At 70.4% G+C, this 13,254-nt stretch carries 14 protein-coding genes; all 14 read left to right on the forward strand.

Annotation, left to right across the window (positions count from 1 at the left end; genetic code table 11):
- The first annotated feature begins 20 nt into the window (after positions 1–20).
- Positions 21–950 carry a methionyl-tRNA formyltransferase gene (gene fmt, locus A4X17_RS01345; protein WP_064293845.1) on the forward strand — a complete coding sequence of 310 codons (930 nt, stop codon included), beginning with the start codon at positions 21–23 and terminating at the stop codon, positions 948–950.
- Positions 947–2,434, forward strand: a complete 1,488-nt coding sequence (locus A4X17_RS01350; protein ID WP_082915830.1) for a transcription antitermination factor NusB — start codon at positions 947–949, stop codon at positions 2,432–2,434. The genes fmt and A4X17_RS01350 overlap by 4 nt, the downstream gene beginning before the upstream one ends.
- Positions 2,435–2,444: 10 nt before the next feature.
- The gene (gene rpe, locus A4X17_RS01355) at positions 2,445–3,113 is read left to right on the forward strand and encodes a ribulose-phosphate 3-epimerase (RefSeq protein ID WP_064293846.1); all 669 of its coding nucleotides are present in this window, start codon (positions 2,445–2,447) and stop codon (positions 3,111–3,113) included.
- Between the two features lie 65 nt (positions 3,114–3,178).
- Positions 3,179–3,442: a phosphoribosyl-ATP diphosphatase gene (locus A4X17_RS01360; RefSeq protein WP_064293847.1), complete on the forward strand. Its 264-nt coding sequence runs from the start codon at positions 3,179–3,181 to the stop codon at positions 3,440–3,442.
- Positions 3,443–3,518: 76 nt separating this feature from the next.
- On the forward strand, positions 3,519–4,358 hold the full coding sequence (gene hisG / locus A4X17_RS01365) for an ATP phosphoribosyltransferase (RefSeq protein WP_064293848.1): 840 nt from the start codon (positions 3,519–3,521) through the stop codon (positions 4,356–4,358).
- Between the two features lie 47 nt (positions 4,359–4,405).
- On the forward strand, positions 4,406–5,170 hold the full coding sequence (hisF, locus tag A4X17_RS01370; RefSeq protein WP_064293849.1) for an imidazole glycerol phosphate synthase subunit HisF: 765 nt from the start codon (positions 4,406–4,408) through the stop codon (positions 5,168–5,170).
- A complete protein-coding gene (gene hisI / locus A4X17_RS01375) occupies positions 5,167–5,556 on the forward strand; it encodes a phosphoribosyl-AMP cyclohydrolase (RefSeq protein WP_064293850.1) in 390 nt (129 codons plus the stop codon). Before hisF ends, hisI begins: the two co-directional genes overlap by 4 nt.
- A 13-nt stretch (positions 5,557–5,569) precedes the next feature.
- Complete coding sequence (locus A4X17_RS01380) at positions 5,570–6,262, forward strand: Trp biosynthesis-associated membrane protein (protein WP_082915831.1); 693 nt, start codon at positions 5,570–5,572, stop codon at positions 6,260–6,262.
- Between the two features lie 115 nt (positions 6,263–6,377).
- Positions 6,378–6,608 carry a DUF6704 family protein gene (locus tag A4X17_RS01385; RefSeq protein ID WP_064293851.1) on the forward strand — a complete coding sequence of 77 codons (231 nt, stop codon included), beginning with the start codon at positions 6,378–6,380 and terminating at the stop codon, positions 6,606–6,608.
- A 2-nt stretch (positions 6,609–6,610) separates the two neighbouring features.
- Positions 6,611–7,387, forward strand: coding sequence for an indole-3-glycerol phosphate synthase TrpC (gene trpC / locus A4X17_RS01390; RefSeq protein WP_064293852.1), 777 nt, complete (start codon positions 6,611–6,613; stop codon positions 7,385–7,387).
- Complete coding sequence (gene trpB, locus A4X17_RS01395; protein ID WP_369808438.1) at positions 7,384–8,634, forward strand: tryptophan synthase subunit beta; 1,251 nt, start codon at positions 7,384–7,386, stop codon at positions 8,632–8,634. The genes trpC and trpB overlap by 4 nt, the downstream gene beginning before the upstream one ends.
- Positions 8,631–9,443: a tryptophan synthase subunit alpha gene (gene trpA, locus A4X17_RS01400; RefSeq protein ID WP_064293854.1), complete on the forward strand. Its 813-nt coding sequence runs from the start codon at positions 8,631–8,633 to the stop codon at positions 9,441–9,443. Before trpB ends, trpA begins: the two co-directional genes overlap by 4 nt.
- 75 nt (positions 9,444–9,518) lie before the next feature.
- Positions 9,519–10,532: a prolipoprotein diacylglyceryl transferase gene (gene lgt, locus A4X17_RS01405; RefSeq protein WP_064293855.1), complete on the forward strand. Its 1,014-nt coding sequence runs from the start codon at positions 9,519–9,521 to the stop codon at positions 10,530–10,532.
- 118 nt (positions 10,533–10,650) lie between these two features.
- Positions 10,651–13,254: glutamate synthase central domain-containing protein (locus tag A4X17_RS01410; RefSeq protein WP_304440856.1), on the forward strand; the 2,604-nt coding region annotated here is incomplete at its 3' end.

Genomic DNA, 13,254 nt, shown 5'->3' on the forward strand with positions numbered 1-13,254 from the left:
GTCCACGAAGTCCGAACCGCATGAGGCTGGTCTTCGCCGGCACCCCCGCCGTCGCCGTCCCGACGCTCGACGCCCTCGTCTCGGCCGGGCACGAGATCGCGGCCGTCGTGACCCGACCCGACGCCCCGCTCGGCCGCAAGCGGGTCCTGACCCCGTCGCCGGTGGCAGCGGCCGCCGAACGGCTCGGGCTCCCGGTCATCCGCGCTGCACGTCTCGACGACGACGCGACGGCGCGGATCGTCGCGCTCGGTGCGGAACTCGGCGTGATCGTCGCGTACGGCGGGCTCGTCCGTGAACCCCTCCTGTCCGCGCCGGCACACGGTTGGATCAATCTACACTTCTCGTTGCTGCCGGCCTGGCGCGGCGCGGCGCCCGTCCAGCGGTCCGTGATGGCCGGGGACGCGGTCACCGGCGCGTCGGTCTTCCAGCTCGTGCCGGCTCTTGACGCCGGAGACGTCTTCGCCACCGTGGAGACGCCGATCACCGAGGGCGAGACGTCGGGGGAGCTCCTCGACCGGCTCGCCGAGCTCGGCGCACCGCTCACTGCCGAGGTCGTCGCCGCCATCGCCGCCGGCACCGCGGTCGCGGCCCCGCAGCAGGGCGAGGTGTCCCTCGCGCCGAAGCTCGACGGCCAGGACGGCCGGATCGTCTGGGACCGCCCCGTCGCCGACGTGTGGTCGCAGATCCGCGGGGTCACCCCCGAGCCGGGCGCGTTCACCGTCCTCGACGAGGCGCGGGTGAAGGTGCACCGCGCCGTCCCCGTGTCGACCCTGCCGACGGATCCGCCGGCGCCCGGGACGATCGTGTCCGTCGACGGCCTCGTCCTGGTCGGCACGGCGGACACCCCGTTGCAACTCCTGGAGGTGCAGCCGGCGGGACGGACGGCGATGCCGGCCGCCGACTGGTGGCGCGGTGCGTCCACGGGAACCGATCGGTTGGTCACCGCGTGAGCGGCCAGCAGCCCGAGGGCCAGCGACGCCGCGACCGACGGCCCCGCGACGTGGAACCCCGTCGAGGACGCCAGCGTCCCACGCGTCCGCGTGACTCGGCGACCGTGCAGCCGGCACGCCGAGTGGCCTTCGACGTCATCCACGCCGTCAGCACCTCGGACGCCTACGCGAACCTCCTCCTGCCGCACCGGCTGGCCGAGGCGAAGTTGAGTCCGGCGGACGCCGGCCTCGCGACCGAACTGACGTACGGCACCCTCCGCCGACGCGGGTACTACGACCGGGTCATCGCGCACGCTGCCAAGCGTCCCGTGACCGAGATCGACGACGCGATCCTCGACGTCCTGCGGCTCGGAGCCCATCAGCTGCTCTCCATGCGCGTCCCAGGCCACGCCGCCGTGAACGAGTCGGTCGAGCTCGCCCGCTCCGCGGGTTCACGGTCCGCAGCCGGCTTCACCAACGGCGTCCTCCGCACCATCTCGCGGACCGAACCCGCCGAGTGGGAGCGGATCCTGCTGGCTGAGGCCACGAACGACACCGATCGCCTGGCCGTGAGCACCGCACACCCGGCGTGGGTCGTTCGGGCCATCAGACAGGCGCTCGATCTGCAGGACCGCGGCGACGAACTCGAGGATGCGCTGGCCGCGGACAACCTCGCCCCGCAGGTGAACCTCATCGCACTCCCGGGGCTCGCCGACCGGCCCGAGGACGCCGAACCCAACCGGTTCTCGCCGTACGGCTTCCGCAGCGCCGGCGGCGACCCGGTACAACTCGTCGGGACCGGCGGCGGGCGCCTCCGCGTCCAGGACGAGGGCTCGCAGCTCGCGGCGCTCGCGCTGACGCGGGCGGTACCGGTCCGGTCCGGCGAGCGATGGCTCGACCTCTGTGCGGGGCCTGGGGGCAAGGCGGCGCTGCTGGCCGCCGAGGCCCTCGCCGGGGAGGCACGCCTCGACGCGAACGAACTGGTCCCCGCCAGGGCCCGTCTCGTGGAACGCGCCCTCGCAGGTATCCCGCTCGACGTGTCGGTCTCGACCGCCGACGGCACGACACTCGCGGCAGCGCATCCCGGGACCTACGACCGCATCCTCCTCGACGCCCCGTGCACCGGGCTCGGCGCGCTGCGACGACGACCGGAGGCGCGGTGGCGGAAGACGCCGAAGGACGTCTCCGAGCTGACCCGTCTGCAGGGCTCACTGCTCGATGCCGCCATCACCGCGCTCGCTCCCGGCGGGATCGTGGCGTACGTGACGTGTTCGCCGCACGTCGGCGAGACGGCACTGATCGTGGAGAGCGCCCTGCGAGCCCATCCCGGGATGGAGCGGCTCGACACCTCCGCGGTGCTCGACCAGGTCACGACCGAACCGCTCGACGCCGCGGCACCCGGCGGCGCGGTCCAGCTCTGGCCGCACCGCCAGGGCACCGACGCCATGTACATCGCCCTCCTTCGCAAGCCTGCGGAGTCGGCCGGACCCGCTGTCGATCGATAGGCTCGAGCACATGTCCGCGCGCATCAACCCGAGCATCCTGTCCGCCGATTTCGTGAACCTCCAGGCCGACCTGGAGCGGATCGCGAGCGCCGACCTCGTCCATGTCGACGTCATGGACAACCATTTCGTCCCGAACCTCACGTTCGGTCCGCAGATGGTCGGTCGCATCCAGGACGTGTCTCCGGTCCCGCTCGACGTCCACCTCATGATCTCGGACGTCGATCGATGGGCTCCCGGCTACGCCGAGCTCGGGGCGTACTCGGTGACGTTCCACGCCGAGGCCACCAGCGACCCCGTCGCCCTCGCCAGACGCCTGCGTTCCATCGGGGCACGCGCCGGGATCGCCGTGAAGCCCGGCACGCCCATCGAGCCGTACCTGGAACTCCTGCCGGAGTTCGACCAGGTGCTCGTCATGACGGTCGAGCCGGGGTTCGGCGGACAGGCGTTCATGCCGGAGACCATGCCGAAGCTGCAGGCGCTGTCAGCCGAGGTCGCGCGCACCGGTCTCGACGTCTGGCTCCAGGTCGACGGCGGGATCTCCGCGGACACGATCGGGATCGCTGCCGCCGCCGGCGCGGACACCTTCGTCGCGGGGTCGGCGGTCTACAGCGGTTCCGATCCGGCGTCGAACATCGCGCTCCTCCGGGCCGCCGCCGAGGCGTCGACGCACACCCACTGACCCGGCGGGCCGGTCGAGCGCGTCCGCGGTGCGCACCGCCGCCCGGAACCGGTACCCTGGAGCACGTGAAGACCTTCGACGAGCTGTTCGACGAGCTGCGCCTGAAGGCCGAGACCCGGCCGGAGGGTTCCGGCACCGTCCGCGAACTGGACACGGGTGTGCACGGCATCGGGAAGAAGATCGTCGAGGAGGCCGCCGAGGTCTGGATGGCGGCCGAGTACCAGAGCGACACCGAGACGGCCGAGGAGATCTCCCAGCTGCTCTACCACGTGCAGGTGATGATGGTGGCGAAGGGGCTCACCCCCGCCGACGTCTACCGACATCTGTAGGAGCTCGTCGCGGCGCATCCGCCGCGCCTCCTGATCACCCTGTCGAGACACCGTCGCACAACACGAAAGTCACCCCATGCTGAGAGTCGCCGTGCCCAACAAGGGCTCGCTGTCCGAGACCGCCGTCGAGATGCTGCAGGAGGCCGGCTACGCGACCCGTCGCGACACCAAGGAGCTCCACGTCGTCGACGCACGGAACGACGTCGAGTTCTTCTACCTCCGTCCGCGCGACATCGCGACCTACGTCGGTTCCGGCGCCCTCGACATCGGCATCACGGGGCGCGATCTGCTCCTGGACTCGCACTCCGCCGCCACCGAACTCGCCGAGCTGGGCTTCGGCGGCTCGACGTTCCGCTTCGCCGGTCCGGCCGACGAGTTCTCCGAGCTCTCCGATCTCGCGGGGAAGACCGTCGCCACCAGTTACCCCGGCCTCGTCGGCAACTTCCTCCGCGACGCCGGTGTGGATGCCACGCTCGTCCACCTCGACGGTGCGGTCGAGTCGGCGGTCCAGCTCGGGGTCGCGGACGCGGTGGCGGACGTCGTGTCCACCGGCACGACCCTCCGGAAGGCCGGCCTCGGCATCTTCGGCCCGGTGATCCTCGACTCCACCGCCGTGCTCATCGCGTCGCCGGAGACGAAGCCCACCACGGCGACGCTCATCCGCCGCCTGCAGGGCGTGCTCGTCGCGCGGCAGTACGTGCTCGTCGACTACGACCTCCCGGTCCGGCTGCTCGAGCAGGCGACCGCCGTCGCCGGTGGCATCGAGTCGCCGACGATCTCGCCGCTCCGCGACCCAGAGTGGGTGGCGGTCCGGGTCATGATCCCCCGCGGCGACGCGAACGACGTCATGGACCGCCTCTACGAGCTCGGCGCACGCGCCATCCTCGTCACGGCCATCCACGCCGCCCGACTCTGAGTCGCCCCTCCATCATCACCCGCCCCAGTCGCCCTGCGGAGGCCTCCGTGTCACTCGCCACCCGAGTCATCCCCTGTCTCGACGTCGCCGACGGGCGCGTCGTGAAGGGCGTCAACTTCCTCGACCTCCGCGATGCCGGCGATCCGGTCGAGCTCGCGAAGCGCTATGCCGAACAGGGCGCCGATGAACTGACCTTCCTCGACGTCACAGCCACCGTCGCCGAACGCGACACCACCTACGACCTCGTCAGCCGCACCGCCGAGCAGGTCTTCATCCCGCTCACGGTCGGCGGCGGGGTCCGCTCGACCCAGGACGTCTCCCGGCTCCTGGCCAGTGGGGCGGACAAGGTCGGCGTGAACAGCGCCGCGATCGCCCGGCCGGAGTTGCTGGGGGAGATCGCCGACCGCTTCGGCGCTCAGGTCCTCGTCCTGTCCCTGGACGTGAAGCGACACGTCGGCAGCGCATCCGGATGGATCGTCACGACACACGGCGGCCGACGAGAGACCGAGCTCGACGCGCTCGCCTGGGCCGCCGAGGCGATCGAACGCGGTGCGGGCGAGCTGTTGGTGAACTCGATCGACGCCGACGGCACCAAGGCCGGGTTCGACACCGAGCTCATCAGCTCCATGCGCGAGATCAGCCGGGTTCCGGTCATCGCGTCCGGGGGAGCAGGCCGCCTCGCCGACTTCCCACCCGCGATCGCCGCGGGTGCCGACGCCGTCCTCGCCGCGAGCGTCTTCCACAACGGCGAGTTGACGATCGGCCAGGTCAAACAGGAACTCGCCGACGCCGGTTGGACGGTGCGGGCATGAGCGCGGACATCACCATCCCGGTGGGCGCCGACCCGGAGACCGCGATCGGGCAGCTCACCTTCGACGCGCATGGCCTGCTGCCCGCGATCGTGCAGCAGTGGGACTCCCGCGAGGTGCTCATGCTCGGGTGGATGGACGCCGAGGCCGTCCGCCGGACGATGACCGAGGGTCGGGTCACCTACTGGTCCCGGTCACGACAGGAGTACTGGCGCAAAGGGGACACCTCCGGCCACGTGCAGTTCGTCCGGGCGCTCGCCTACGACTGCGACGGGGATACCCTGTTGGTGGAGGTCGATCAGCACGGTGCCGCCTGCCACACGGGCACGCGCAGCTGTTTCGACGGCCGGAGCCTCGACGTCGTCGCAGCACCGACGCCGACACCATGAATCGAGTTGGAGCATGACCGAGAGCACTGCAGCACCCCAGTCCGGACCGGTGGAGCCGCCGAAGCCCGACGAACCGTCCGAGGCTGACGAGCTCGAGTCCAGGGCTCTCCGCAGTCGTCAGCGCCGCCTGAAGACCCTGCTCCTCGTCACCGCCGTCCTCGCCGACGCGCTCATCCTCGCGGCGTGGACCCAGACCTGGCTCTCGATCAGCCTCGTCGGCGTCGGCCCACACTCCGGCGCGCTCGACGTGGTCGGCTCCGTCGCCGCTCCCGCTCTGTCCGCACTCGCCCTGGCCGGTCTCGCCCTCGTCGCAGCGCTGGCGATCGCCGGGCCGGTGTTCCGCATCATCCTCGGCCTGCTGGAGGCCGTGATCGGCGCCTGCGTCATGATCTCGTCGATCGCGGTGCTCGCCTCGCCGGCGACCGCGGGCGCGGCGGCCGTGACCGAGGCCACGGGCGTGGCCGGAAGTCAGTCGACCATCGACCTCGTCGCGGCGACCACGCTCACCGCGTGGCCGGCGATCACCCTGATGCTCGGCGTCGTGCTCGGCCTCGCCGGACTCGCGACCGTGCTCACCCACCGCCGGTGGCCCGGTCCGTCGAAGAAGTACCAGGCGGTCCGGTTCACCCAGGTGGAGACGGCCCCGAGCACCGACCCGGTGGGCGCCTGGGACGACCTCAGCCGCGGCGACGACCCGACGCGCTGACCGCTCCGCCGACCCACGACGGCGCCCCGGGCCACCTGGGAACTCGTGGCCCACGCACGGAACCGCGCACCGCTTGCCGGTACACTGGAACCCGCACTCGCACAGAAGGAGAACCATGAGCACCGACCCCTCGGACCCCGGCCACGGACACTCGCCCGCCGCCTGGACGGCCGTGATCATCATGTTGGTCGCGTTCGCCGCCGGTACGGTCTTCTTCTGGCTCGACATGCCCGTCCTCGTGTGGGCGTCGGCCGGCCTCCTCCTCCTCGGGTGGATCACGGGCGGTGTCCTCGCCAAGGCGGGGTACGGCGTCGGTGGGTCCAAGACCGTGGCGAAAGAGCACTGAACATGCTCGCCGACCTGATGGCCGGCGCGAAGGAGGACGCCCTCGGGCGCCTCGCGGGCCGTCCGGCTGCAGTCGTCGAAGCCGCTGCCGTCGAGGCCCCTCCGGCCATCGACGCCCTCGCTGCGCTCGCCCCGGCCGACCAGGTCAAGATCATCGCCGAGGTCAAGCGGTCCAGCCCGTCACGCGGCGCGTTGGCCGACATCCCCGACCCGGCGCTCCTCGCCTCGCTCTACGAGCAGGGTGGTGCCAGCGCCGTCAGTGTGCTGACCGAGGGCCGGAGGTTCGGTGGTTCGCTGCAGGACCTCGAGGCCGTCCGGGCTTCGATCCGCATCCCGGTCCTGCGGAAGGACTTCATCTCCCTGCCGTACCAGGTGTTCGAAGCCCGGGCATCCGGCGCCGACCTGGTCCTCCTGATCGTCGCCGGACTCGATCAGGCCACGCTGTCGTCGCTGCACGAGCTCGTCGTGCAGCTCGGCATGACGCCGCTGGTCGAGACCCATTCAGCCGATGAGCTGTCGAGGGCGAGCGACATCGGCGCCCGGCTCATCGGCGTCAACGCGCGGAACCTCAGCACCTTCGAACTCGACCAACACCTCTTCGGATCGTTGACCGACCGTTTCCCCGCCGACGCCGTCAAGGTGGCCGAGTCCGCCGTGCTCCGCGCCGCCGACGTCGCCGCCTACCGACGTGACGGCGCCGACGTCGTCCTGGTCGGCGAGGCGCTCGTCACCGGCGACCCCGTCGCCACCCTCGAACAGTTCCTGGGAGCCACCGCATGACCATGTCACCAGCCACCCCCGCCCACGCGGAATCGACGCACCTCCGAGACGAGGCAGGCCCGTTCTTCGGCGACTTCGGCGGACGCTACATGCCTGAGGCGCTCATCGCCGCGGTCGACGAACTCGCGACGGCCTACGAGGCCGCCAAGGCCGACGAGAGCTTCCAGGCCGAGCTCACGACGCTGCTCCGCGACTACGCCGGCCGCCCGTCGATCATCACCGAGGTGCCACGCTTCGCCGCATCGGCGGGCGGCGCGCGCATCTTCCTCAAGCGCGAGGACCTCAACCACACCGGCTCGCACAAGATCAACAACGTCCTGGGCCAGGCGCTCCTCACGAAGCGCATCGGCAAGACCCGCGTCATCGCCGAGACCGGGGCCGGTCAGCACGGTGTGGCCACGGCCACCGCGGCCGCACTCTTCGGCCTCGACTGCACGATCTACATGGGCGAGGTCGACACCGAACGCCAGGCGCTCAACGTCGCCCGGATGCGACTCCTCGGCGCGACCGTCATCCCCGTGACGACCGGATCGCGGACCCTCAAGGACGCCATCAACGAGGCGTACCGCGACTGGGTCGCCTCGGTCGAGACGACGAACTACATCTTCGGCACCGCGGCGGGCCCACACCCGTTCCCCGTGATGGTGCGCGACTTCCAGAAGATCATCGGCGAAGAGGCCCGCGCACAGCTCCTCGAGTTGAACGGTTCACTCCCGGACGCGGTCGTCGCCTGCGTCGGCGGCGGCTCCAACGCGATCGGGATCTTCCACGCCTTCCTCGACGACGCGGACGTCGCGCTCTACGGGGTCGAGGCAGCCGGCGACGGCGTCGACACCCCACGGCATGCCGCGTCCATCGGCCGCGGTCGTCCGGGCGTCCTCCACGGTGCCCGCACCTTCGTCCTGCAGGACGACGACGGCCAGACCGTCGAGTCCCACTCGATCTCCGCCGGGCTCGACTACCCGGGCGTCGGACCGGAGCACGCCTGGCTCGCCGACACCGGGCGGGCGACGTACGTCCCTGCGACGGACGCCGAGGCGATGGAGGCCTTCCGGCTCCTGAGCCGCACCGAGGGCATCATCCCCGCGATCGAGTCCGCACACGCGCTTGCCGGGGCAATCGTCCTCGGCAAGGAGCTCGGCCCCGAGGCGACCATCCTGATCAACCTCTCCGGGCGCGGAGACAAGGACGTCGAGACGGCTGCGACCTACTTCGGGCTCCTCGACGAAGCCGGGCGGAACGCATGACCGCCCCGGCCACCGGCCACACGACGGTCTCACCGGTCGCTTCGGCGATCGACGCGGCCTCCGTGGACCGCCGCGGCGCCCTCATCGGATACCTCCCCGTCGGGTTCCCCGACCTCCAGACAAGCATCGACGCCGCCATCGCCCTCGCGCAGAACGGCGTCGACGTCCTCGAGCTCGGCGTGCCCTACTCGGACCCCGTCATGGACGGAGCGGTCATCCAGGCCGCGACGATGACGGCTCTCGCGGAGGGGTTCCGGTTGCGCGACGTCTTCACGGCGATCAGCGCCATCCGCGCCGCCGTGGACGTCCCGGTCCTCGTCATGACGTACTGGAATCCGGTGCTGCAGTACGGCGTCGAACGGTTCGCCTCCGACCTCGCAGCGGCCGGGGGAGCCGGGCTCATCACGCCCGACATCACCCCCGACGCCGCCGCGGACTGGCTCGACGCCAGCGAACGACACGGCCTCGACCGGGTCTTCCTCGCAGCCCCGACGTCGAGCGACGAGCGCCTGTCGCTCGTGACCGAACACTCCCGCGGCTTCGTCTACACCGTCTCCACGATGGGCATCACCGGCGCCCGGCAGGACCTCGACGCCGCCGCGAAGACCCTCGTCGGTCGGCTCCGCACGGCCGGGGCACAGCACGCGTGCGTCGGCATCGGCATCTCGACCGCGGAGCAGGTCCGCTCGGTCCTCGAGTACGCCGACGGAGCCATCGTCGGATCCGTGTTCGTCAAAGCCCTCGCCGACGGTGGTGTCCCGGCGATCACTGAGGTCGCCCGTTCACTCGCGGCCGGCACCGCCCGCTGAGGGTATCCTCAGCACGTCCGCGATGCTGAAAGCCCTACACTCGATCAGAGTTCGTAACGAAAGGCGACCACTGCAGTGATTGCACCCCTCAGCATCCCGAGCCCGAACCCGGACATCGCGACCTTCAGCGTGGGCCCGTTCACGGTGCACATGTACGCGCTCTGCATCATCGCCGGGATCATCGCCGCCACCATCCTCACCTCCCGGCGGCTGACGAAGCGCGGTGCCGAGCCGGGCATCGTGCTCGACATCATCCTGTGGGCCATCCCCTTGGGGATCATCGGTGCGCGGATCTTCCACGTCCTGACCCACCCCGGCGACTACTTCTACCCGGGTGCGGACCTCCTGCGGACGCTCTACATCTGGGAGGGCGGCATCGCGATCTTCGGTTCGCTCATCGGTGGAGCGGTCGGCGCGTACATCGGCTGCCGCATGACGGGGATCCGGTTCTGGACCTTCGCCGACGCCCTCGCGCCCGGCCTGCTGCTCGCCCAGGCGTTCGGTCGCCTCGGCAACTACTTCAACCACGAGCTCTACGGGCTCCCCACGGACCTGCCCTGGGGCCTCGAGATCGAGGCCAGCAACCCCGCGTTCCCGATCGGTCTGCCCGCCGGCACGCTCTTCCACCCCACGTTCCTGTACGAGATCATCTGGAACCTGCTGGGGGTGGCCGTCATCCTCTGGATCGGACACCGCTTCAACCCGCAGTGGGGCCGCCTGTTCGGTGTCTACCTCATCTGGTACGGAGCCGGTCGCACGGTCTGGGAGACCATCCGGATCGACCCGAGCGAGTACCTCTTCGGCATCCGCGCCAACGTCTGGGCCGCGATCTTCGCGATCGTCGTCGGACTTGCGATCATCGTCATCCAGTCGCGTCGCCACACGGGTGCGGAGCCGTCGCCGTACGTCCCCGGCCGTTCCTGGGCCGGTCCGAAGGCTGCGGTAGACTACTACGACACCGACGCGGAGAACCTGGGGCTGCGCAGTGCCTCCGCCGACGACGATGCCGACGGATCAGACCGCACTGCGTCATCCACTCCGTCGTCCGAAGCCACGGTCGCCACAAGCAAGACCGGCTCTCGCTCCTAGGCTGAACGCACCCTCGTCGGCCCGGTGGATCCCGGCTCAGCAGGGGATCCATCACCCGTTTCGTCCCAGGGCCAGCGACGTCCCCCTTCTGATCCCCTTTCGTGAGGACGGTAATTCCATGGCGCATGCACCGTACGCTTCGTTCAGCTCGGTTCCGCCCAAGCAGGGCATGTACGACCCGGCGAACGAGAAGGACGCCTGTGGCCTGGCGATGGTCGCGACCCTGACGGGCGAGGCCTCGCACAGCATCATCGACGCGGCCCTCGGTTCGCTTCGCAACCTGGAGCACCGCGGCGCGATCGGTTCCGACGCCGGGACCGGCGACGGCGCGGGCATCCTCACCCAGATGCCCGACGCCTTCCTGCGCGGCGTCGCCGGATTCGAGCTGCCGCCGCTCGGTTCGTACGCCGTGGGCATCGCCTTCCTGCCCACCGACGCCTCCGAGCGCGCACAGCTCCAGACCCGCATCGCCGCGATCGCCGCCGAGGAGGAACTCACGGTCCTCGGCTGGCGCGAGGTGCCGGTCGACCCCGACGAGTTGGGGAAGCTCGCCCGTGCCGCCATGCCGGCGTTCGAGCAACTGTTCGTCACCGGGTCCGGAGCCTCGACGCCGACCGGGATCGCCCTCGACCGACTCGCCTTCCGGCTCCGGAAGCGGGCGGAGCGCGAGCTCGGGGCGTACTTCATCTCCCTGTCGAGCCGCACGCTCGTCTACAAGGGCATGGTCACGACGCTCCAGCTCGAACCGTTCTACCCCGACCTGTCCGACGAGCGGTTCGCGACCAAGCTCGCCATCGTCCACTCGCGGTACTCCACCAACACGTTCCCGTCCTGGCCGCTGGCCCAGCCGCTGCGCATGATGGCGCACAACGGCGAGATCAACACGGTCGAGGGGAACCGCAACTGGATGCGCGCGCGGCAGTCGCAGCTCGAGTCCGAGCTCATCGGCGACATCCGCCCGCTGCTCCCCATCATCACGCCCGGAGCGAGCGACTCCGCCTCGTTCGACGAGGTCCTCGAGCTGCTGACGCTGACCGGACGGTCCCTCCCGCACGCCATGATGATGATGGTCCCCGAGGCCTGGGAGAAGCAGACCGGGCTGTCGCAGGAGCGACGCGACTTCTACGAGTTCAACTCCATGCAGATGGAGCCGTGGGACGGCCCGGCCGCCCTCACCTTCACGGACGGCTCACTCGTCGGCGCGACCCTGGACCGGAACGGCCTGCGTCCCGGTCGGTGGCTGGAGACGACCGACGGTCTCGTCGTCCTGGGTAGCGAGATCGGCGTCCTCGACGTCGACCCGAGCCGGGTCAAGCGCAAGGGCCGCCTGCGTCCCGGGAAGATGTTCCTCGTCGACACCGAGGCCGGGCGGATCATCGAGGACGACGAGATCAAGGACGAGCTCTCGGCTTCGGCACCCTGGGGCGACTGGCTCGACGCCGGACGCATCAACCTGAGCGACCTGCCGGAGCGCGAGCACATCGTGCACACGCCGGCATCCGTCACCCGCCGCCAGCGGACCTTCGGGTACACCGAGGAGGAGGTGCGCATCCTCCTGCAGCCCATGGGCCAGAACGGTGCGGAGCCGCTCGGCGCGATGGGGTCGGACACCCCGATCGCGGTGCTCTCCGACCGCCCTCGGCTGCTGTTCGACTACTTCGTGCAGCAGTTCGCCCAGGTCACCAACCCGCCGCTCGACTCGATCCGCGAGGAGGTCGTCACCTCGCTGAAGCTCGGGCTCGGCCCGGAGCGCAACCTCCTCTCCTGGGGTCCGGAGCACGCCAAGCAGGTCGTCCTCGACTTCCCGGTCATCGACAACGACGAGCTCGCCAAGATCCAGCACATCGACCCGAACCCGGCGAGCCCGCTGACGACGACCGTCAAGGCGCTCTACCGCGTCGAGGACGGCTCGGCCGGACTCGAGACACGCCTGCGCGAGATGTGCGACGAGGTCGACCAGGCGATCCTCGCAGGCTCGGAGTTCATCGTCCTGAGCGACCGTGACTCGAACTCCGACCTCGCGCCGATCCCGTCGCTGCTCTCGCTCGCCGCCGTGCACCACCACCTCATCCGCGCCGAGAACCGGATGAAGGTCGGGCTCGTCGTCGAGGCCGGCGACGTGCGCGAGGTCCACCACGTCGCGCTGCTCATCGGCTACGGCGCCTCCGCCATCAACCCGTACCTGGCCATGGAGAGCTGCGAGGACCTCGTCCGCAGCGGCCTCATCCAGGGCGTCACCCGCGAGCAGGCCGTCAAGAACGTCATCAAGGCGCTCGGCAAGGGCGTGCTCAAGATCATGTCGAAGATGGGCATCTCGACGGTGTCCTCCTACGCCGGAGCACAGGCCTTCGAGGCCGTCGGCCTGAGCCAGCAGCTCGTCGACAGCTATTTCACCGGCACGGAGACGAAGCTCGGCGGTGTCGGCATCGAGGTGATCGCCGAGGAGAACGCGAAGCGTCACCGGTACGCGTACCCCGAGGACGCCGCATCGACGGCCCACGAGCGCCTGCAGTCCGGCGGTGAGTACCAGTGGCGTCGCGACGGTTCGCCGCACCTCTTCAACCCGGAGACGGTCTTCAAGCTCCAGCACGCGACCAAGACGCGCCGGTACGACATCTTCCGCGAGTACACCCACATGGCCGACTCCCAGGCGGCACAGCTCATGACGCTCCGCGGGATGTTCACCCACCGCACCGGTGCCCGCCCGCCCGTCCCGCTCGAC

The organism is Plantibacter sp. H53, assembly GCF_001650455.1.
Lineage (GTDB): Bacteria > Actinomycetota > Actinomycetes > Actinomycetales > Microbacteriaceae > Plantibacter > Plantibacter flavus_A.